The sequence below is a fragment of the Kitasatospora sp. P5_F3 genome, from assembly GCF_054049135.1.
In genome coordinates this window covers 138,994-158,200 of sequence record NZ_JBFUMY010000009.1, presented here as the reverse complement: position 1 = coordinate 158,200, position 19,207 = coordinate 138,994, and the positions used below count along the sequence as shown (strand labels likewise).

18 protein-coding genes, 1 tRNA gene and 1 other RNA gene are annotated in these 19,207 nt (G+C 69.6%); 6 read left to right on the top strand and 14 right to left on the bottom strand.

The annotated features are described in order from the left end of the window. Window positions 1–37: 37 nt before the first annotated feature. Window positions 38–134, bottom strand: an RNA gene (gene ffs, locus ACXJMZ_RS07800) — signal recognition particle sRNA small type. 128 nt (window positions 135–262) lie between these two features. On the opposite strand from ffs, the gene ACXJMZ_RS07795 reads away from it, so the two are divergent. Next, window positions 263–350 (top strand) — tRNA-Ser (locus tag ACXJMZ_RS07795). Window positions 351–503: 153 nt separating this feature from the next. Here ACXJMZ_RS07795 and ACXJMZ_RS07790 read toward each other — a convergent pair. From ACXJMZ_RS07790 to ACXJMZ_RS07775, 4 genes are all read right to left on the bottom strand, one after another. After that, entirely contained in the window at window positions 504–1,673 is a 1,170-nt protein-coding gene (locus ACXJMZ_RS07790) for an HNH endonuclease (protein WP_457029218.1), read from the bottom strand. A gap of 105 nt (window positions 1,674–1,778) precedes the next feature. Next, a complete protein-coding gene (locus ACXJMZ_RS07785; protein WP_457029217.1) occupies window positions 1,779–3,020 on the bottom strand; it encodes a tyrosine-type recombinase/integrase in 1,242 nt (413 codons plus the stop codon). Window positions 3,021–3,031: 11 nt separating this feature from the next. Then, window positions 3,032–3,337 carry a helix-turn-helix domain-containing protein gene (locus ACXJMZ_RS07780; protein ID WP_457029216.1) on the bottom strand — a complete coding sequence of 102 codons (306 nt, stop codon included), beginning with the start codon at window positions 3,335–3,337 and terminating at the stop codon, window positions 3,032–3,034. 287 nt (window positions 3,338–3,624) lie between these two features. Further along, the gene (locus ACXJMZ_RS07775) at window positions 3,625–4,128 is read right to left on the bottom strand and encodes a helix-turn-helix domain-containing protein (protein WP_457029215.1); all 504 of its coding nucleotides are present in this window, start codon (window positions 4,126–4,128) and stop codon (window positions 3,625–3,627) included. A gap of 406 nt (window positions 4,129–4,534) precedes the next feature. Here ACXJMZ_RS07775 and ACXJMZ_RS07770 point away from each other — a divergent pair, with 406 nt between their 5' ends. The 5 genes from ACXJMZ_RS07770 to ACXJMZ_RS07750 all read left to right on the top strand — a co-directional run bounded on the left by ACXJMZ_RS07770 (window position 4,535) and on the right by ACXJMZ_RS07750 (window position 10,474). After that, the gene (locus tag ACXJMZ_RS07770) at window positions 4,535–5,872 is read left to right on the top strand and encodes a DUF3631 domain-containing protein (protein WP_457029214.1); all 1,338 of its coding nucleotides are present in this window, start codon (window positions 4,535–4,537) and stop codon (window positions 5,870–5,872) included. 409 nt (window positions 5,873–6,281) lie between these two features. Next, window positions 6,282–7,238: a DUF2637 domain-containing protein gene (locus ACXJMZ_RS07765; protein ID WP_457029213.1), complete on the top strand. Its 957-nt coding sequence runs from the start codon at window positions 6,282–6,284 to the stop codon at window positions 7,236–7,238. A 419-nt stretch (window positions 7,239–7,657) separates the two neighbouring features. After that, the gene (locus ACXJMZ_RS07760) at window positions 7,658–8,242 is read left to right on the top strand and encodes a plasmid mobilization protein (protein WP_457029212.1); all 585 of its coding nucleotides are present in this window, start codon (window positions 7,658–7,660) and stop codon (window positions 8,240–8,242) included. Beyond that, window positions 8,239–10,005: a relaxase/mobilization nuclease domain-containing protein gene (locus tag ACXJMZ_RS07755; RefSeq protein WP_457029211.1), complete on the top strand. Its 1,767-nt coding sequence runs from the start codon at window positions 8,239–8,241 to the stop codon at window positions 10,003–10,005. Before ACXJMZ_RS07760 ends, ACXJMZ_RS07755 begins: the two co-directional genes overlap by 4 nt. 142 nt (window positions 10,006–10,147) lie before the next feature. Continuing rightward, window positions 10,148–10,474 (top strand): hypothetical protein, encoded by a 327-nt coding sequence (locus ACXJMZ_RS07750; protein WP_457029210.1) that lies wholly within the window; start codon window positions 10,148–10,150, stop codon window positions 10,472–10,474. 119 nt (window positions 10,475–10,593) lie between these two features. Here the strand turns inward: ACXJMZ_RS07750 and ACXJMZ_RS07745 are convergent, their stop codons facing one another. The 9 genes from ACXJMZ_RS07745 to ACXJMZ_RS07705 form a co-directional block, all read right to left on the bottom strand. Continuing rightward, window positions 10,594–11,241, bottom strand: a complete 648-nt coding sequence (locus tag ACXJMZ_RS07745) for an L-threonylcarbamoyladenylate synthase (protein ID WP_457029209.1) — start codon at window positions 11,239–11,241, stop codon at window positions 10,594–10,596. 92 nt (window positions 11,242–11,333) lie between these two features. Further along, on the bottom strand, window positions 11,334–12,098 hold the full coding sequence (locus ACXJMZ_RS07740) for a phytanoyl-CoA dioxygenase family protein (RefSeq protein ID WP_457029208.1): 765 nt from the start codon (window positions 12,096–12,098) through the stop codon (window positions 11,334–11,336). Window positions 12,099–12,123: 25 nt separating this feature from the next. Then, window positions 12,124–12,915 carry a creatininase family protein gene (locus ACXJMZ_RS07735; RefSeq protein ID WP_457029207.1) on the bottom strand — a complete coding sequence of 264 codons (792 nt, stop codon included), beginning with the start codon at window positions 12,913–12,915 and terminating at the stop codon, window positions 12,124–12,126. Then, window positions 12,912–13,703 carry a class I SAM-dependent methyltransferase gene (locus tag ACXJMZ_RS07730; RefSeq protein WP_457029206.1) on the bottom strand — a complete coding sequence of 264 codons (792 nt, stop codon included), beginning with the start codon at window positions 13,701–13,703 and terminating at the stop codon, window positions 12,912–12,914. Before ACXJMZ_RS07730 ends, ACXJMZ_RS07735 begins: the two co-directional genes overlap by 4 nt. Further along, window positions 13,700–14,362: an HAD family hydrolase gene (locus ACXJMZ_RS07725; RefSeq protein WP_457029205.1), complete on the bottom strand. Its 663-nt coding sequence runs from the start codon at window positions 14,360–14,362 to the stop codon at window positions 13,700–13,702. The genes ACXJMZ_RS07730 and ACXJMZ_RS07725 overlap by 4 nt, the downstream gene beginning before the upstream one ends. Beyond that, on the bottom strand, window positions 14,362–14,802 hold the full coding sequence (locus tag ACXJMZ_RS07720) for a hypothetical protein (protein WP_457029204.1): 441 nt from the start codon (window positions 14,800–14,802) through the stop codon (window positions 14,362–14,364). The genes ACXJMZ_RS07725 and ACXJMZ_RS07720 overlap by 1 nt, the downstream gene beginning before the upstream one ends. Continuing rightward, window positions 14,799–15,851 carry an enolase C-terminal domain-like protein gene (locus ACXJMZ_RS07715; RefSeq protein WP_457029203.1) on the bottom strand — a complete coding sequence of 351 codons (1,053 nt, stop codon included), beginning with the start codon at window positions 15,849–15,851 and terminating at the stop codon, window positions 14,799–14,801. Before ACXJMZ_RS07715 ends, ACXJMZ_RS07720 begins: the two co-directional genes overlap by 4 nt. Further along, window positions 15,851–17,860, bottom strand: coding sequence for a phosphoketolase family protein (locus ACXJMZ_RS07710; protein WP_457029202.1), 2,010 nt, complete (start codon window positions 17,858–17,860; stop codon window positions 15,851–15,853). The genes ACXJMZ_RS07715 and ACXJMZ_RS07710 overlap by 1 nt, the downstream gene beginning before the upstream one ends. A gap of 29 nt (window positions 17,861–17,889) precedes the next feature. Beyond that, window positions 17,890–18,987 (bottom strand): hypothetical protein, encoded by a 1,098-nt coding sequence (locus ACXJMZ_RS07705; RefSeq protein ID WP_457029201.1) that lies wholly within the window; start codon window positions 18,985–18,987, stop codon window positions 17,890–17,892. Window positions 18,988–19,207 lie beyond the last annotated feature (220 nt).

Sequence of the window (19,207 nt, the reverse complement as noted above, 5' to 3'; positions counted from 1 at the left end):
TATCGGGACAGGCGGACAAACGCGGTCCCCCCGGAAACGCAAGGACCCCTCGTGTACCCGCCAGAGCCCTCCTACCCTTGCTGCCTTCCGGCCCTGGGGGAGTTCAGAGAGATAACGCCACACGAGGGGCTGCCCCAAGAGTAGCGGATCCGCGACCGAAGCCGTACCACCACCCCACCTCCCCCATCCGCAGGCCACCACCCCCACCCACCTGCGGATGGGTGGTCGCGAGCACCCCCGAACATGTACTAAGCTCTCCCACGGAGGATTCGCCTAGTGGCCTAGGGCGCACGCTTGGAAAGCGTGTTGGGGGCAACCCCTCACGAGTTCGAATCTCGTATCCTCCGCCATGGCTGACCAGCCATAACGAAGGCCCCSACCGCCCMGCGGTCGGGGCCTTCGTCGTGCCGTGGTCTCAGTTTTGGTCTCAGTTGCGATTCTGGGCCCTGGGGGAGACGACCTACGTGATCTGGAGGAACGGCATCCACCCGCGTTCCTTCTGATCAAAAAAGATGACCCTGCCTGGGATCGAGGTCGGGTCCGATCGGCCCGCCCGCCTCACGGCGAGTTTGCCCCTTCAGCCACCCGCTCACGACCCCGAGCGGAGCGTCAGCCTCCTTGGCGAGAGCAGTCTGCGTGGGCTGCTCTCCTGCCGGATGCCAGAAGCGCCACCGCAGACGCTCGATCAGCTCGTCCGGGTACCGCTGGCCCATGTGGTGCTTCTCGCCCATAGGCATGGTGCCGTGCAACCGCTTGTCCGCCATGTTCTCGGCTTGGTCACCGAGCTTCAGGTGAGCAGGGTTGTTGCAGTTGTTCCGATGGGCTGCCTCAGGGCACTTATGGAGGACATGTCGGCCGCGGATATCTGCAAGGGACAGACCGCGGGCGAGCACGTAGGCGATCCGGTGAGCGGGGGGCGTGTTCTGGCCGTCGAACCGCATGAAGCCGTAGCCGAATTTGTTGCGAGGCTTCCCCGTCCACGGCCAGCACGCCTCCGGGCCGCCGGAGGAGTCCACCTGGGCACGGAACTCCGAGGTCCTGGCCGCACGTTCGAGGGCCACCATGTCGGTTTCCTCAGGGACACTCCACCCGCCGGGCGGGGGCAACTCGGGGTCGTCCACTACCCGGGGAACGGTCGGGCCGGCCATGCGGCCTTCCCGTCTGGCGCGGGCCTGGTCTCGGTTGTTCTCTGCTTGGCTGCCCGGACGCAGGTGCGCGGGGTTGCAACAGGAGCGGTTGTCGCACAGGTGCCGCAGCAGAAGGCCCACGGGCGCTTCGGCAAGGCCGTAAGCAAGGGTGTACGCGACCACGTGAGCAGATGGCGAGCCGACCAGATTCTGACCAGACGGAGCCCACCCGTAGCGATTGCGAGTCGTCCCAGACCACAGCCAGCAGGCGCCCGGGCTGCCGGAACGGTCAATCTGATCCCAGATCAGGGCCTCGCGGTAGCGGCGACGCTCGGGAGTCTCCTTCAGGCCGTAAAGGACCCCGCCATCGGTGACCCGCTGACCTTCAGTGCCCTGGAGATGCCGGTACGTCTTGCCATTCACCAGTTGGTTGATCCGCGACAGCGTGGCGCCGAGGGCTTCGGCGATCTGCGTCTGAGTCAGCTCACGGGATTCGTACTGCTTCAGCGCCCAGATCGCCTGAGCATCCGTCAAGGAGCGTCTCATGGCCGGAGGGTAGTGGCGTCCACTGACATTGAATCCGGCCGGGTTTGGCCGAGCAGGCCGAGTGCTCCGACCTCGCAGTCGAAGCACTCAGCCCTGGCCAGCTCATCAAGCCGCGTGCTCGCCAGGATCGGTGCCGTCAATCGCTCCACCCCAGAGCAGGCCGCTGATCTTCTGGCCGACATCGTGCAGCATGGGGTCGGTGACGTGCTGGTAGCGCTGGGCCATCGAGGTCGAGGACCAGCCCATGATCGCCATGACGATCCGCTCCGGCACGCCGAGCAGGAGCAGGACGGTCGAGGCGGTGTGCCGGGCGTCGTGCAGGCGGCCATCTCGGATGCCCGCCTCGCGTAGGAGCCGCTTCCAGTGGTGGTAGTCGGTGCTGGGGTTCAGCGGCTCGCCGACCTCGGAGGTGAACACGTAACCCTTGTCCACCCACAGGTCGCGCGCGAGGGCCTGTTCGCGCTCCTGCTCCTCCTTGTGCTGCCGAAGGACCACGGCGAGCGGCTCAGGGATGGGCACCGGTCGACGGCCAGCCCTCGACTTGGTGTCCTTGGTCTCCCTGCGGATCGGGACCTTCTGGGGACAGAAGCCGGGCTTGCGTCCGCAGAGGTCGCCGCAGCCGTGCGCGTACTTGGGCCGCAGCCGGCCGCGCCTGACCCAGGCGATGCCGCGGACGAAGTCGATGTCCTTCCACTGGAGTCCGAGCACCTCGCCCTGGCGCAGGCCGAGGGCGAGCGCGAAGATCCATCGGGCCGAGTTACGGCGCTTGTGCGCAGTCTCCATGAGCGTCTGGACTTCCTCGACCTCGAAGGGCTCGACCTCTTCCTCGTCGAGCTTCGGGGGCTTGGCGATCGTGGCGACGTTGCGGACCAGGTGACCGCGTCGGATGGCCTCGCCGAGCGCTACCCGGACGGTGCGGTGGGCCTGGTGGGCGGTACCGGCCGCGCTGCCACCGGCCTGCATCTTCTTGTAGAAGCGCTCCAGGTGCTCGGGCTCCAGCTTCTCCAGGCGGTGGGCGCCGAGGCCGGGGACGAGGTGGACGCGGACGGCGACCTCGTAGCCAGCGTAGGTGTTCTCGCCGACGGTGCCGGGGATGATCGCCGTGATCCAGTGGGTCAGCCACTTGCCGACGGTCCACTTCTGTCCGGCCTTGGGCACAGTCCCGTCGTCGCGCAGCTTCTCCAGCTTGCGGACCTTGGCCGTGACCTCGGTGCGGGTCTTGGCGCTGGCGTGGCGGCGGTCGGGGGTGCCGTCGTCCTTGACGCCGACGGTGACGCGGCCGTGCCAACGGCCGTCGCTGCCCTCGTAGATCGAGGAGTCGCCGTTGGGCTTGCGGGTGTTCGCCATCGGTACCCCCTTCAGGCCGCGAGAGCGACGGTCGGATCGGCGGCCTGAGAGCGAGCGGCTATGTACTCCTTGAGCCCCTCGGCGGGGACGCGGCGCAGGCGGCCGATCGTCACGGACGGGATCTCGCCGGAGGCGACGAGGGCGTACATCGTCGTCCGGCCGACGCCCAGTCGGCGGGCGGCCTCTTCCACGGTGAGGGCGACGAGTGTCGGGTCCGGCATCCCGGTGCCGCAGTGGGCGACGAGGGCAAGGAGCTGGTGCTCCGTGAGGCCGACTGCGCCAGCAAGGCGCGAGAGAGACAGGGGCGTTTCAGGCATGGGCATTCCTCCCAGCGGCGCGGGGCAACGCGCCGCTGTGGCGACTGTTGGGATGGGCGGTGGACTGAAGACAGCTGCTTATCGGCCCTCGCCGTTCGTAGCGCCGGGGGTCGGGCAGCGGGGGTCGGTTGCGGGCGGAGTGGGCACCTTACGGCGACTCCCGGCCCGCAACCTAGAACGATCTTGGGCAGGTGGGCCGGGTCGGCCGTTTTAGGTTGCGAGCCGGGGTGTTGGTGACGATGGGCCCACGAAGTCGTCGCAACCCAAGGGAGGTTGAACGTGCGGGCCTACCGGTCGGCGTCCGGCTCCTTGCGGAGCGGGTCGTCTGGAGAGTTGGGGGCCGGGTACCACTCGGACCCGGTGCTGCCGACGTCGATGCCTTGGGCCGCGAGGCGTTCGGCGATCTCGTCGTACTTGCGCTCGGCCTCATGCAGCCGGGCGCTGGCCGCCTGCTCCAGATCGCGGGCGGTTCTCCACTCCTGCTCGGCCTTCTGGACCTCATACCCGGCCTCCTGCAGCTCGTAGTCCGGCTCATCGGGGCCGGCCACGGCCTCGGTCATGAAATTTCCCGCCGGGACACTGAGCGCCTTGGCCAGGCCGACCACCTCGTCGAACCGCACCGGGCGGGTGCCGTTCTCGATCTTGGCGATCTGGGTCTGGTGGAACTTGAAGCCGAGCCGGGTCATGCGCTCGGCCACGTCCTCCTGGGAGAGGCGGGCGGCCTTGCGCAGGACCTTCAGGTTGTGGGCCACCAGGGCCTCGCCCTCCAGGGGCGTGAAGCGATGCACCATGGGGTTGACCATACCAACCTCCTCTCGATTGCGTGACGGCGCGACGCGACCCTGGATAGACCATACCAGCATGGAGATGCCAACCTGCAAGCGGTTGGATCGATTCATCACACGCTCTTCACGACTGGCTCAGCCAGCCTGTATGCGGAAGGAGGTTGAAATTCTTACCCCCCTATCGCTTGACTGAGGGTCGCAAAGGGTGCTACACATGATCCTGCCAGCATAAAGAACTCAACCCAAGGGAGGTTACACCAGGTCGCACGGCGACCCTAGTGTCCCGAAAAACACGAAGCCCCCGGCGCTACGAACGCCGAGGGCTGATCGGAAATCTCGCCACCGCCCATCCCAGGACAGTCGACCAACGGCGGACCGGGTTGCCCCCCGGATCCGCCGAGTGAGGATCTCCATGACCGAGAGTACTGCCTCCCTCCCCGCCCCCGCAGCCCCCAGCCCGACAGCGGCCACCACCAACTGGCCGCCCGTCGCCAAGGCCGGCGAGCCCGGCACTTACCTGCCCCACCTCCGGCCCGGGGCGTCCACAGCCTGTGGACAGAAGGCCGACCCCACACCGTCGGAGCCCGCCGCCCCTTCCGGGATCGACCTGATGCCGGACGCCGAGGTGACCGAGGGCGCCGACCTACTCGCGGAGCTGAAGGCGCTGATCGCCACGTTCGTGATCCTGCCCTCCGAAGAGGCCCTGGTCGCCGCCACTCTGTGGGTGGCGGCGACCCACCTGCAGGGCTCGTGGCAGCACGCCCCGCGCCTGGCGGTCGTCGGCCCGGCGAAGCGCTGCGGCAAGTCCCGCCTGCTCGACGTCCTCACCGAGACGGTGCACCAGCCGGTGCTGACGGTCAACTCGACCCCTGCGGCGGTCTTCCGCTCCATCACCGAGGAGCCGCCCACCCTGCTCGTCGACGAGGCCGACACGATCTTCGGCAGCCCGAAGATGGCCGAGAAGAACGAGGAGATGCGCGGCCTGCTCAACGCCGGGCACCAGCGCGACCGCTACGTGCTGCGCGTGGTCGGCAACGACCACACCCCGCGCCGCTTCCATACCTTCGCCATGGCGGCCATCGCCGGGATCGGCGACCTCCCCGACACGATCATGGACCGCTCCATCGTGATCCGGATGCGCCGCAGGGCCGAGGGCGAGCGCGTCGCGCCGTACCGCACGATGCGCGACAGGCCCGCCCTGCACGCCATCCGCGACCGGATCTCCCAGTGGACCGCCCCGCTGGCCGAGCGGGCCCTGCTGCTGGAGCCCGCGATGCCGGTGGAGGACCGCGCCGCCGACACCTGGGAACCCCTGGTGATCATCGCCGACCTCGCCGGAGGACCCTGGCCGCGCCTGGCCCGCCAGGCGTGCAGGCGCATGGTCGACGCCGAGGTCCAGACCGAGGAGGACAGCCCCGGCGGCGCGCGGATCCTCGCCGACATCCGGCGGATCTTCCACACCAACGGCGAACCGGACAGCATCACCACCGACCAGCTGCTCTTCGCCCTGACCAGCGACCCCGAGGCCCCCTGGGCCGAATCCGGCCGGGGCGGGCTGAACCCGCGCGGGCTCGGCGCGATGCTCCGCGAGTTCGGCATCTCCTCCGGCAACGTGCGCATCGGCGACGGAACCCAGCGCAAGGGCTACCTGCGCCACAAGTTCACCGACGCCTGGCGGCGCTACTGCCCCGCCGTCCACCCCCTCGCCCCCAACGCGAGCACGGGCCAGGACCAGGGCGCCAGAACCTGACCGCCATCCCGTGGCTGCCGTCCCTGCCGTAACTGCGCAGGTCACACCACATCAGGCCAAGACGGCAACCACGCCCAAGACGACACACCAGCCGACACCGCAACTGGCCTGCCGCCGCGCGCACCAACCGCGCCGACGGCMGGCCCCGCCGGGACGGCAACGACACCCGTCTTGTGCCGTCCCAGCCGTCCCTGCCGTAAAACCGCAGCTCAGACGGCCTACCGCCAAGACGGATCGCCGTCCCAAGACGGAAGCGATCCCGTACCGGGAAGCCACCGCCCCACGTCCAAGACGCCACCGGCCAGCCGCGCCCGCCCCTGCCGTACCCGCCCTGACCTGCGGATGCAACGGCAAGACGGCCAAGACGGCAAACCCACAAGCCCCTCACCACCGCAAGGACCCCGCCCGCATGCCCACCGCCCCGCCGACCGGCTCCGGCGCCTTCGCCCGCACCACCATCACCGCCGTGATGGCCACCACCGCCGTCCTCGCCTTCACCTTCTCCTTCGGCAACGTCTGGGCCCTCGCCCTGCGCCTGGGCGTCTCACGCCCCGTCGCACCGCTGATCGCCCCGATGGTCGACCTCTCCGTCGCCGGCCTCCTCATAGCCCTGCACCACCTCGCCGCCACCGGCACCCACCCCGGCCTACTCCGCCCCGCCACCCGCCTGATGCACCTGTGCGGCCTGCTCACCCTCGCCCTCAACACCGCCGAGCCCGTCCTCGCCGGGCAGTACGGCCGCGCCTGCCTCGACATCGTCGCCCCCGTCCTCCTCCTCGGCTGGTGCAGCGTCGGCCCCGGACTCCTGCGCGACCTCCACACCCCGACCACCGCGGGCCCCACCGAACCCGGCCCTCCCAACCCCAGGCACACCGGGCACGCCGGGGAGAGCGAGCAGACCGAGGAGACCGGCGACGGGTACGCGGCCACCGACCACGCGCAGGACACCGAACCGCATCTGCCGGTCGGCGACGACAACGCGATGCTGACGCTGGTGTCCGCCGCCGGAGTCCTGCCCGACGAGTGGAGCGACGCCCTCGACGACTCCCACCCGGCACAGAACGACGACCCACTGGTTCACCCTCGGGACACCCCGGCAGAAGAGCAGTCCGGGCAGGTCGGCGAGGAGCCCACCGGCGGGCGGGACAAGCCGCTCGGCCGACCGCCCGGCGCCAAGATGAAGCAGCTGCGGGAGATCGGCCTCCAAGCCGCCACCGCCGAGGGCAAGCTCACCCGCACGGTCGTCGAGCAGGCCATCCGCGACGCTGGCCTCCCGCTCGCCAGCAACCGCCTCACCGAGCTGATGAACGACCTCCGCCTCCGCTGGGACCCCAAGGCTGGCCGCCCTCACCCCACGGCCGACTGACCGCCCACACCCTGCCGACCGGCCCGCCCCGATCAGCTGGACACCGCGCGCAACCGGAAGACGGCCAGCGGAAGTCCGCCATCACCCCCCCCCCCCCCCCCCCCCCCCCACGCCCCGGACACCGGAATCCCGTACCGCCGCCTCTACACCGCGCATCCGGCACGGCCAAACCGCTCATCACCCCGACCATGGCCCGCGTCCGCCCCGGACCGCACAAGCCGACCCACCAACCCGATCAGAGAGCATCCGTGACCCACCACCAGCGCACCACCCCGAGCAACGCCGAGCAGCCCGCCAAGTCCCTTACGCTGAAGGCCCTGTGGCGTAAGGCGTTCACCAACTCGGCTCCTGGCGGAGCAAGCGAGTGCGTACGAGGCCCCTACGGGGCCACGTACGCGGACGCCCACGCCCAGGGGGGCGTGGACGAGCCGGTGTTGCCGAGCGCGAGGGCGCACTCGGCAACACCGGGCCTTCACCGCGAGGGCGCGGCGAAGGAGGAGAAGCCCGCCAACTCGCCGTCCGCGTTCATCACCGACGTGCTGCCGCGCACAGTCGTCAGCCCTGCTTCGCGTGCCGCCAGCCGTACGCAGCGCGCCGCGAAGCGTCGCCGCCGTGACAGCGAGAACCCCAAGACGAAGAAGCTCGGCTTTCGCTGCACCGACGAGCAGAAGACGCAGATCGAGCAGCTGGCTGCCGCAGCTGAGCTGAACGTGGCTGACTACCTCGTCCGCAAGGCGCTGGCCGAGGACTTCGCCAGCATCACCACCCGAGACGAGCATCTAGAGCGGGCCATCACGGCACTCGACATGGCACGCGGTCAGCTCGCACCGGTCGGCAACAACGCCAACCAGATCGCCTACCGCCTCAACGCGGGCGCCGACGTCGAGCCGGGTCCCGCGACGGTCGTCCTCGACACGACCCTGGCCCTGGTTGTCGAGGTCCGCGCGGCGGTCGCGGAGGTCGACGCGTCGGCGATGCGGCTGGCGAAAACGAAGCGCCGATGATCAGCAAGCCCGTACGTGGGTCCAGGACGATCGGTGCGCTCAACTACCTTTTCGGTCCCGGCGAGAACAACGAGCACACCGATGCGCACATCGTCGCGTCCTGGGATGGCTTCGCCCCCGACCCGGGCCGCGATCCGGGCGACCCGGACGCCATCCTCGGTCAGCTGCGCGACGCGCTCGACCTGCATGTGGTTCGCTACGGCAGGCCGGTCGCCAAGCACGTCTACCACCGGCCCGTGCGCGCCGACGGCAGCGACAGGATCCTCAGCGACGAGGAATGGGGCGCCATCGCACGCCGGATCGTGGCCGCCGCAGGCATCGCACCCGACGGCGACCCGGACGGCTGCCGCTGGATCGCCGTGCGGCACGCCGACGACCACATCCACATCCTGGCCACCGTCGTGCGCGCCGACCTCACCCAGGCCCGCCTACGAGGCGACCAGTACCGAGTCGAAGACGAACTCACCAAGATCGAGCGCGAGTACGGGCTTGTCGACCTCTCCGAGACCCGCACCCGCGAATACCGGGCTGCCACCCCCAAGCGCGCCACCGGCAAGGAGCTGCACAAGGCCCAGCGCCTCGGCCGCCAAGAGCCTGCCCGCGACCGCCTGCGCACCTCAGTCCGGCGGGCCCTCGCGGGCGCCGCCAGTGAGGAGGAGTTCCTGGCCCGGCTCACTGAGCAGGGCATCCGCTACGGCGTCCGCCGCGCACCGTCGGGTGACGCGACCGGCTACAAGTTCGCTGTGCCCGGAGACCGCGGCTCGGACGGCCTGGTGTGGTTCTCCGGCAGTAAGCTCGCAGCCGACCTCACGCTGCCCAAGATCCATGCCCGCTTCGCAGTTGGCATCGACAAGCTGGCCTACCCCGACCCGGACAAGCGCACCTGGCCAGCCGGTAGCCGCCGCCAGGCCAGCACCACGATCGACCACGCCCTCGCCAACCTCGCCGACGACCAGCCCGCCGACCGGGCCGCCGCCACCGTCAGTGGCGGAATCGAGGTCCTCGACGCCCTCGCCCTCACCAGCACCACCCTCAGCAGGAAGGAGATCAACCAGGCCGCCCGCGCACTCGAGTACACCGCCCACGCCCACACCCGCGCTGCAGGCAGTGACCTGCGCGCGATGCGCTCGGCCGCCCGCACCGTCCTCAACGCCGGGCCGGCCCTCGGCCGCGGCGAAGACGGCGCCGCAGCAGCCACCATGCTGTCCAGCCTCGTCCTGCTCGCCATCCTCATCGCCAAGTGGCACGCTGCCCAAGGCCACCAGCGCCAGGCCGCCACCGCACGCGCCGCTGCCGACCACCTGCGCACCGCCTACACCCGCCACGCCACCACCCCGCTGGCCGTCCTCGACGTCCGAGGACAACAGCTGCCCCAACCGACCAGGGACCGCTACTCCGAGGCGGTCCGAGCAGCCGTGCCCGCCAGCCAGGCCGTCCGGGTCCTGGGAGAGGGCGGTTGGCCGGCGCTCGCCGCTACCCTCGCCGAGGCCGAAGCAGCCGGCCACGACCCGGCAGCCCTGATCCAGCAGGCCACCACGCGCCGCGAACTCGCCAGCGCCGACTCGCCCGCTGCCGTCCTCACCTGGCGCATCCGCCGCGACGCTGGCCTCCCCGCCGCACCACCCGCGACCAGCGAAGAAAGGCGAACCGGAGCGGCACTCGCAAGGACAACGGCCACCGGCCGCACAGCCGCCGGGTCGGTGACCCCGGCCATCCCGCCACCGCCAGCGCCGACTACGCCGACGGCCCGCCCCAGGCGTTGACCACATCAACTGCCGGGCACAGGAACCTTCCCGTGCCCGGCAGTTGATGTCGCTTTGATGTCTTCTGACGGGTCCGGGAACAGACCTTGCCAGGGCGTCCTTCTGTCGGTTCCACCGCGATCACCCGACCAGAAGGGCGCCCATGACCAACCCCATCCCGAACAGCCCCGAGCCCATTCCCGGCCAAGCCGTCACCCTCGCCGTCCCCCACCCCGAACCCCTCAACCCGCGCGGCATCGTCATCACCTGCACCGCCTGCGGCGCCACCCGAGACTGGCTCCTGATCCGCGTCCGCCAGCTCGTCTTCGTCCGATGCCGCTGCGCCCACGAATGGCACGAACACGACCTGGAAACCGAGGACTTCGGCGACGCATATAGCGGGCCCGAACGGGAGTGGGACGACTTCGACCAGATGTACCGGGGCCTCGGCTTCGACGGGCTCTTCCGAGGTACATACCTCAACGCTTGAGCCCTGACAGCCCGTAGGTCCGTTCGCCAGCGCAGCGAACGGCCCTACGGGGCGAGTACATAGTTCTATGCCAGAGCATGGCACCCGTGACGGTGAGAGCGGCATCCCGTTGGCTCCGTTCAGGCAAGGATCTCGCGCCTGAGCACTGCCGAAACGGCGCGTTCGTGCACGAGGCCGGCCCGGACAAGGCGGGCGTCGGCTTTCGAGCAGTCGACGATCGTGAGGTGGTTGGCAGCTGGGCAGACTCCGCCGTCCAGGATTACGGTCGCCTTGACTCCGGTGAGGCCGAGGAAGTCGGCGACCTCCTCGGGTGAGATCGCAGGCCCGCGCGCGTCGATGCCCGCATCTCCGGAGATGTTGACGGTGGTCGCGGCGATGGGCGTGTGGGTCAACGATGCCACCGCCCCGAGTGCACCTGGAGCGTTGGTGACGAGGGCGGGAGCACCGACTGCTGAGTGCCGGGCACCCTCGTCGGGGTCGCGCCACGGCAGAAGGAGAGCCAGATCGCCGGGCCAGAAAGCGTCGGCAAGCCTGCGGGCTTCGTCGGAGAGCGTGAAGCGTTGCTCGCAGTCCGTCAGGGACGGGGTAACGAGGACGAGGGACTTGCCGGAGGGCCTCTGCTTGCCCTCGAAGATGCTTCGGCAGGCACGCGTGTTGGTCGCGTCGGCACAGATCATGTACCAGCGCGAGGTGGGGACGATGACCAGCTCGCCGGCCTCAAGCGCGCGGGCCGCTCGGTCGAGCTGATCAAGTGGGATCGGCTGCATGGACACTCCCTTTTCGAGATCGGTGAGTTGGACCCGGCCGGGCCCGGCGATGTGCCTCTGCCGGAGGCTCGGCCAGGAGGACGGGGATGCTCCTAAGAGGCCGCCTCGGTTGGATGCAGATCGGCAAGACCGGGGTAGTCCAGCCACGGGTTCTGGAGAGCCTGGAGCCGGTGCTCGGTGTGGACGAGGTTCGAAACGCGGAAGTACGCCATGACCCTGGGCTCGTGGCTGAGGTTGCGACCCACAGCGTGAGGCACGAGGTGGTGCATGAGCAGGACGTCCCCTGGCGCCCCGAGGAACGGCATCCCAGTCCGTGCGTCGACGTCCGGAGGGACCTGGTCGGTGATGCCGAGGGACCACTGCTCGCGGAACCACTCGGACATGGTCAGGTGCCCGCCGGGCTGGTAGCGCAGTGCTCCGCCGTCCGGGTCGGTGACGTCGGAGAGCACCACCCCGACGAGCAGCGAGAAGGTCCGCAGCTCGTCGGGATCGAGGTGGGGACATGCGACGCCGTCGACATGCATCGCCTTCTCGGGCTGCCCGTTGGGGAGTTGCGATTCAGGGATGCGGATCTGGATCTGCGTGGTCGTGACGGGCTGGAACTCTCCGACCAGCTCACCGGCGAGGGTGGCCGCCCCAGATTCGGCGAAGAGGCCCAGCAGATCGGGGTGACTGCCGAGTTCGGGGGCGAAGGTGCGCTGGGTGTAAGAGCTGATGAGGGTGGGGTCCATCGACTCCCGGCACCAGTCGTCGACGAGTGAGCGGGCGCGAGCGATGAGGTCGAGGGCAACGGCGCCGCGCTTGATGACCAGGCCGTCGCGTACGAAGGCGCTCTTCTCAGCAGCGTTGAGAGCCATGGAATCTCCTGACGAGGGCGGGCCTCTACGGGCGGTGAAGGGAGAGCCGGGTGAGAACGTCAGCGGCCGCGTCCAGGACGCTCTCGATGATCGTGTGGCCGACGTCGGCGGAGGCTGCGCGTGGGTCGCCGCCGATCACTCCGCAGGCCGCGATGGCGGTGTCGCCGGAGCTCCATGGCCAGGTCGTCCCACGGTCGAGCACCAACCGGTTGATCTCCCTGCGGCGCTCGCCATCGGCGGCGAAGTCCGTTGGGAGCCGGTCGAGCTGGACGGCCTCGGGGGCGAGAGCGAGCATGAGGGAGGTCTCGCGAAGGCCTGCGTGAATCTCCGGAAGCTCACCCGCAGGCCGGAAGGCCGTCAGCGAACTCGGGTGGACCACGCAGGCAGCGAGCGCGTACCGGTCCTGTAGCTCGTAGAGCGCGGCCTCCAGGATGCCGCGGTTGCCGCCGTGACCATTGACGACCAGAAGGGTCCGAGCAGGGGTAGCCCGGACGTAGCCACCGACGACCGCGTCGAGCAGCGACATGAAGCTCGCCACCCGCAGCGAGACCGTCCCAGGCGACCACGCGTGCTCAAGCGACAGGCCGTAGGGGATCGCTGGCAACGTCCACAGGTCGTGGCGTTCGCCGTAGCGCTCGATCAGCCGGGCGGTGAACTGTTCCGCGATGACCGTGTCCGTGTTCAACGGCAGGTGGGGGCCGTGCTGCTCGAAGGACCCGATCGGCAGGCACAGCACCGACCCAGCACCAAGCTCGGCAGCTACGTCCGGTGCGGCCAGCCGGCCGAACCGCCGAGCAGCCGTTCCGACTTGGGTCATGTATTACTCCGGCGGCCGATCCGGATGAGGAACTCGTTGTCCTCAGGGAAGATGCCGTTGCTGCTGTGCTCGGCAAGAGCGGCCTTCACAGCAGTCTCGAAGTCGGCGAGGCGGTCACCGAAGAGATGGGGCGCGGCGAAGCTGGTCGAGTAGAGGTAGCCGAGGATGCCCTCGGTGGTCCAGGTCCGCTGGACCGGCACCCGGACCTCTTCGACCTGGCTGAACGGGGACTCCTCCATGATTTCGCTGTAAGGCCGGTTGTGGTGCTTGAAGGTGCTGTCGCCGGCCCGGCGCTCCTCGCCGAGGAAGTCCTGAACGACCGCGCGCACGGACTGCTTCCAGGGGCTGTCGGCTGCCCAGAAGCTGTTGTCCCCGAAGATCGCGACCGCGCCGCCGGGGGCGACCTGGTCGTCAAGGAGCGCCAGGACGGTGGCCTGGTCGAGCCAGTGGAAGGCCCTGCAGATCGTGACGAGGTCGGCGCGCCAGCCCGCCGGAGGCGTGAAGTCCTCCGCCGTGGACTCGACGAGAGCCAGGACAGTGCCGTCCGGCAGGGCGGGGCGGAGGGCCGACTCGGCCGCTGCGAGCATCTCGGCGTCGTTGTCGATCGCGATGATCTCGTCGAACCGGCCCAGCAGGGCCTCTGCGACCAGCCCGGTGCCGGTGCCGACGTCCAGGAGCCGGCGGGGGCTGCCCTTCGGAGCCGCCTGGTCGAGGACGACCGCGACCTCCTCCGGGATACCCGGACGGTACTGGCGGTAGTAGCCGACGGTGCCGGTGAACAAGTTCATGAAAGCCTCCGCGCGAGTAGGTGACGGACGTGCTGCACAGCATCAGCGAGATCGTTGGCCACCAGCACGTCATGTTCAACGAGTGACAGCTCGTCAGGGACCGTACGCCCATGGGAGACCCAGACGGCGCGCAGTCCCGCTGCCGTGGCCCCCCGGATGTCGCACTCCCAGTCGTCGCCGACGTGGACGATCTGCGAGGGCGGCATCTTGAAGGAGTCGGCGACCGTCCAGAAGGCCCGGCAGTCCGGCTTGGCGTAGCCGGTACGGCACGAGGGGAAGTGGCCGCTGACCCAAGGGGAGAGGAGCTTGAGGAGCCGCTCGGGGTCGGCTTCCGTACAGGTGACGTTCGACAGCGTCACCACCGTTGCCTCCTGGCTGAGTTCCTCCAGCGCCTCGACCGTCCCTGGGAACAGCACGAGCGGCGCCACCGGAAGATCTCGGGGGAAGGCCGAGGGTTCGATGCTCAGGGCACTGCACACCCGGCCGATCACCGCGTCGGTGATCTCGGGCGCGGTGTGCAGGACATCACGCATGATCCTCCGCGCCTGCTTCGGGCCGAGCGGCGAGGCAGCTGCCAGGTGAGCGGCGAGGCCCGGTCCCTGGGCGTTCCCCAGCGTGCCTCCGATGTCGAGACTGACCAGAGGTCGGGTGGACTCCATCAGGCGGCCTCGATCCCGGCGAGGGGCAACGCGGAGACGATCGCCTCGATGCGCGCTGTACGGATCGACTCCGTGGTGGCCTCACCGAGGAAGGTCAGCGCGTAGCGCATCTCCGCCTGGTCGAGGACGTCCAGGTCACGCCCATGCGCCTGGGCCGTCTCCGCGAGATCCACCGGGACGGTGCGCGGACGCAGTCCGTGCGGCAGGTGGAGGGTGCCCGACCACACGGGCGCCGGCACCGGCAACTCGTGTATCGGCCGCAGGACGGTGACGTCGTCGAGGCTGATGATGCGCACAGGCGCTCGCCCCTCGCCGAGGTCGAGTTCGCCGGACAGGAACGTGTCGTGGCCGTCGAGGCGGTGTTCGAGCACGAGGAGGAGCCCGTGTTCGTCGTGCCGGGTCGTGCCGCGGACGGGAAGGCTTTCGCTGCTCCGGGTCATTGGGGTCTCCGTGGTTGGGTGCCGAGGCCGGGGGTTCGGGGCGAGGGAAGGTGGCCGTGCTCGGGTATCCAGGGTTCGGCGTAGAGGCTCTGACGCCGGGGTTCCCACTGGCGGCGGTACTCGACGGCAGGGACGGCGTCGGGGAAGGCCGCCGCCAGGTGGATCCCGGGCACCATCGAGCGGCCGTGGGGGTAGACGGGGACGCCGACCTTGCGCGCGGCTGTGGTGATCTCGACCGCCCGGGTGAGCCCGCCACAGCCGACGACGTCGATGGTGAGCGCTTTCGGCCGCACCTGGTCGAACAGCATGGGCAGGTCTTCCTCCGGCCTCAGCCGCTCGCCTACGGCCACGGGCAGGCCGGCGGTGGCGAGGCGGTGATAGATCCGCAGGTAGTGCTCGGGCAACGGGTCCTCCAGCCAGGTCAGCGCCGGATGCCCGAACCGCTCGGCGAACGCCATGGCGAGCTGGGGACTCCACGTTCCAACCGCGTCGACGGCGAAGCCCTTGCCGAGGACCTCGGCTGCCTGCTCCACGGCTTGGACGAGATGCCTCGCTTCGGAAGCTGTGGTGGCACCCGGTCGGCGCCGCAGGCCCCACTTGGTGAAAACCCAACCCTCGTCTGCGACTTGGGACAGCACACCCGGAGCCGGAGGACCGCTGAGGTCCAGGCGGAGCCACGAGGCGTACGCCGGTACCGGCGAGCGGCGGGCCGCCGCAGGGGCCAGCAGATCGGCTACCGGCTGATTGGCCAGCCGTCCGTGGAGGTCCCACAGGGCACAGTCCACTGCTCCGACAGCCCACTCGGCCACGTTGCCGGCCAGCCCGCCGGCCGCGACCTGCAGCCGTGCCTGGTGGCCGTCGTGGTCGACCACTGGGTAGCCGATCGCAGCGCTCGACAGCACGTCGATAGTACGGCCGACAGGCGCGCTGACCGGGCCGTACCAACCGGTCTGACCGCCACCGTGTACGGCGACGAAGACGGTGTCGTCCCCGGCAGCGGCGTCTGCTTCGGCCAGCACCGTCTCGACCTTGTCGATCGCGGCCTCCATCACGACGACCCCTGCCGCGAGGCGGTCAGCCTGCGGGCGGCCCGGAGCAGACCAGCCGGGTCGAGTCCAAGTTCACCGGCGAGCGCTGCCTGGGGCATCGGACCAGAGGGTTCGCGCCAGCCGATGACCTCGACTGGGCGGCGGAGCCGTCCGGCGATCAGCCCCCACACGGCGGCAGGGTGGCCCAGCGTGGCGACAAGCACCGAGGCGTGCTTGCCAAGGTAGGTTCCAACCTCGGTCTCCGACAGGCCTCTTGGCCAGGTCCGCGGATCCCCGAGGACCGTCAGGTCCAGTACGCCGACGACCCGAATTCGGCAGCCCAGCTGCTCGCGGATCGTGGGAACCGCTGCGGTGGCCGCCTCTGCTGCGAGATCACCTGCGACCAGGATGGTGAGGTCGGGCTCGCCCTCGTCGCTGAGGTGCGGCCAGATCGCCAGTCCCCGCGCCAGTTCCTGCTCGACGGTCTCGTCGGGCTGCCGCACCGTCACGTGCTTGCCAGCGATCACCACGTTGACCCGGTCCGTCGACCTCAGCGCCTCGTCCAGGGCGCGGGCCGCCCGCTGTGGGTCCGCCGGGGTCAGCACCCGCACTGCCGGATCGCAGGTCGCCAGCAGGGCGGTGGTCAGGGAGGGGTCGCCGTGTGTGTAGACGTTGTGCCACCCGTAGGAGGTCAGCAGCAGGTTGAGGCTCGGCGCAGGGGTGCCGGTGGCGAGCCGACGGTGCTTGAGGTGGCTGACGAGTCCGGAGGTCAGGAGCGGTGCGAACGCCTCGTAGGAGACCAGGACGCCGCGCCGACCGCTGGCGAGCCAGCCGGACAGCCAACCCAACAGGACTTCCTCCGCCAGGACTTCGGACACCCATGGCTGGTCCTGCAGTGCACCGAGGCGGTTCGAGGCGAGCTCATCGGGGCTGAAGACGCGGAAATCTCCTGCGTCGGCATGGTCCCGAAGCACCTGGCCCATGAGGTGCCCGAAGTTGCCACCGTCCCGAGGCCGAGCGGACAACGGCTGGAGCGTGGTCTGCCGGGAGGGCACGCCTGCCGGGTGCCATCCTGCCGTTTCGAGCGCGTCAGCCAGTTCTCCGGTCGGGTGCCCATCGGAGTCGAACAGCTCCGCCGGCCGGTACGAAGCGAGCCAGTGCTCCAGCAACTCCCGCTGGATGGCGTCCTCGTGTGCCAGGCCGAGCGGTGTCTTGTGCGCGTTGGGCGTGCCGAGCAGCGCCCGTCCCTCAACTCGCTCGGGCCCGCTCCAACCCTTCACGCACCGCAGGAAGATGGCGGTACGTACGCCGTCCGTGACCTGTCCCACGGATTCCAGGAGTGCCTGCCGGAACGATTCGTGCTCTTCGCGGGAGGCGGTGGACACGTGCACCACTCGGCTCTGCCAGCCCAACCCGGCTGTGTACCCTGCGAGTTCACCGTCCGTCATCGCTCCCAGCAGGGACTGGTCGCCCATGCGGAAGCCGTTGACGTGAACGATCGGGACGACCGCGCTCCCGTCCAAAGCTCGCGCGGCAAGCCAGGACGCCGCCGTGGTCGGCGTCTCGCACTCGCCATCCCCGATGATCGGGAGAACGACCCGGTCGGGCATGCCCAGCGCGAAGCCGTGGCTGAACGCTAAGGCGCCACCGAGGCAGCCCCCAGGAGCTGACCCCGCCGCGAGCCGGGGGTGAACCTCCGATCCGAGGCCGTCCACCTCCGGAAAGTCGCGGGCCAGACGCGCCAACCCCGCAGCATCGCGGGAGTACTGCGGACGTACGGAGGCGAGCTCTCCCGACAGCCACGCGAAAGCCAGCTGAACCACGCCCGCATGGCCGGCGCCAAGCACGGGGATGAGCGTTCGGCCAGGCGCCGCCTCGCCCGCCGCGAGCGCCGTGTGGGCAAGGGCCCAGGCTGTCCCGGGCACCGTTCCCCAGTGGCCCGTCGGTCGGCGCTTGGTGTGGTCGGCGAGCAACGGTTCAGCCAGGAGCACGTTCCCGTCGAGGTGCAGGAGCACCACCGACACGTACACGGCCGCCCTCCACAACGCGTCGGCTCGGCTCAGCACGGGGGCACCAGACTCTCGCCGTCGAACGTGAAGTACCACAGCGGCCGGTAGCACTCCCAAGCCGCCGGACGCAGCCCGGTCGGGCCCACGATCCGTTCGATCTCCCGGCGCGCCTGGAGGTAGAACTCCAGGGCATCCGACCCGCTGGCCCTCAGACCAGCCATGATCGAGTTGTGCGCCTGGTAGACCTGGAAGTTCGGGAACTCGGTGACGAACGGCATCAACTCGGATACCCCCTCGCGAAGTTCCGCGAGGCTGTCCAAACCGACTATGTAGGTGAACGACGTAGCGTGGCCGGCCGCCCTCGCCCGCCGAAGAACCTCGGGCATCTCCTCGGTCGTCAGCACCGCCTTGCTGGCCTTGAGCAGCAGGTCCCGGCGGCCAAAGCACTCGGCGGTCAGCCGAAGTACGAACGGCGTGACGTGCTGGGACAGTTCCTCAAAAGCGCCACTGCTCCGGATCACCGACGTGAGGAAGCCGATCCGGGCGCCGATGCCGTGGGCACCGAGCACCTGGCGCAGCCCGATCAGGTGGTCGACGGCAGCCCGCTCCCTCTCGAAGCAGCCGGTCGACACGGTCACCTCGCGCAGTTCGGTCAGATCACGGCTGGGGTGCTGCTCGACCATGGCTGCGAGGAGCTCGGTCAGCTCACGCTCCTCGGCGAGCCGGGGGTCAGCCGCAGCCTCCAGGGTGTTCGGGCAGAACGCGCAACCCACACAGCGACTGCGGGCGTTGGGGTTGAGCGTGGCGGCACGACCACCATCCCGGAAATACCCGCCGACCGCCTCGTCGGCAGCGACCCGTTCGACGGTGGCGATGGGTCGGCTGGTCAGCAAGAGGTCCTCCCCCTCCAACCTGAACGGCGAAGCCTCGGCGTTGAGCGGGACGATCACCATCCACGAGACCTCTGGCCGCGTGGCCAAACGCACCGAGACACGAGCCCGGTGGCGGGCGTGGACGGAAGAGATGCCGAACAGGTTGATCGCCATGAGCAGCGCGTCCTCGACCGGCACGCCGAAGCGGTCCGCCATGCGTTCGACATGCGGGAGCGTGAGTTGTGTTGTTGATGAGTCTCCGAGGACTGCCGTCATGATCCGCTCTCCGTCGGTGTCTGGGCTCGTTCTGGGATGAGTCGTCCGCCTGTATGCCCTGCTGGATGCGCCGTCCTCCCACCGTCATCTGGGATGATCGGCCCGTGCGGGCCTGCCGGGTTCCGTCCAGCAGGCCCGCACGGTTTCTCCTCCGACTAGCGGCCCGGGTAGGGCGGCTGCGGAATCGGCGGTGCCGGCGGCGCCGGGGGAGGTGGCGGCG

Coding starts and splice junctions, on each gene's coding strand:
- ACXJMZ_RS07790 (WP_457029218.1), bottom strand. CDS start 1,673: ATGAGACGCTCCTTGACGGATGCTCAGGCGATCTGGGCGCTGAAGCAG.
- ACXJMZ_RS07785 (WP_457029217.1), bottom strand. CDS start 3,020: ATGGCGAACACCCGCAAGCCCAACGGCGACTCCTCGATCTACGAGGGC.
- ACXJMZ_RS07780 (WP_457029216.1), bottom strand. CDS start 3,337: ATGCCTGAAACGCCCCTGTCTCTCTCGCGCCTTGCTGGCGCAGTCGGC.
- ACXJMZ_RS07775 (WP_457029215.1), bottom strand. CDS start 4,128: ATGGTGCATCGCTTCACGCCCCTGGAGGGCGAGGCCCTGGTGGCCCAC.
- ACXJMZ_RS07770 (WP_457029214.1), top strand. CDS start 4,535: ATGACCGAGAGTACTGCCTCCCTCCCCGCCCCCGCAGCCCCCAGCCCG.
- ACXJMZ_RS07765 (WP_457029213.1), top strand. CDS start 6,282: ATGCCCACCGCCCCGCCGACCGGCTCCGGCGCCTTCGCCCGCACCACC.
- ACXJMZ_RS07755 (WP_457029211.1), top strand. CDS start 8,239: ATGATCAGCAAGCCCGTACGTGGGTCCAGGACGATCGGTGCGCTCAAC.
- ACXJMZ_RS07750 (WP_457029210.1), top strand. CDS start 10,148: ATGACCAACCCCATCCCGAACAGCCCCGAGCCCATTCCCGGCCAAGCC.
- ACXJMZ_RS07745 (WP_457029209.1), bottom strand. CDS start 11,241: ATGCAGCCGATCCCACTTGATCAGCTCGACCGAGCGGCCCGCGCGCTT.
- ACXJMZ_RS07740 (WP_457029208.1), bottom strand. CDS start 12,098: ATGGCTCTCAACGCTGCTGAGAAGAGCGCCTTCGTACGCGACGGCCTG.
- ACXJMZ_RS07735 (WP_457029207.1), bottom strand. CDS start 12,915: ATGACCCAAGTCGGAACGGCTGCTCGGCGGTTCGGCCGGCTGGCCGCA.
- ACXJMZ_RS07730 (WP_457029206.1), bottom strand. CDS start 13,703: ATGAACTTGTTCACCGGCACCGTCGGCTACTACCGCCAGTACCGTCCG.
- ACXJMZ_RS07725 (WP_457029205.1), bottom strand. CDS start 14,362: ATGGAGTCCACCCGACCTCTGGTCAGTCTCGACATCGGAGGCACGCTG.
- ACXJMZ_RS07720 (WP_457029204.1), bottom strand. CDS start 14,802: ATGACCCGGAGCAGCGAAAGCCTTCCCGTCCGCGGCACGACCCGGCAC.
- ACXJMZ_RS07715 (WP_457029203.1), bottom strand. CDS start 15,851: ATGGAGGCCGCGATCGACAAGGTCGAGACGGTGCTGGCCGAAGCAGAC.
- ACXJMZ_RS07705 (WP_457029201.1), bottom strand. CDS start 18,987: ATGACGGCAGTCCTCGGAGACTCATCAACAACACAACTCACGCTCCCG.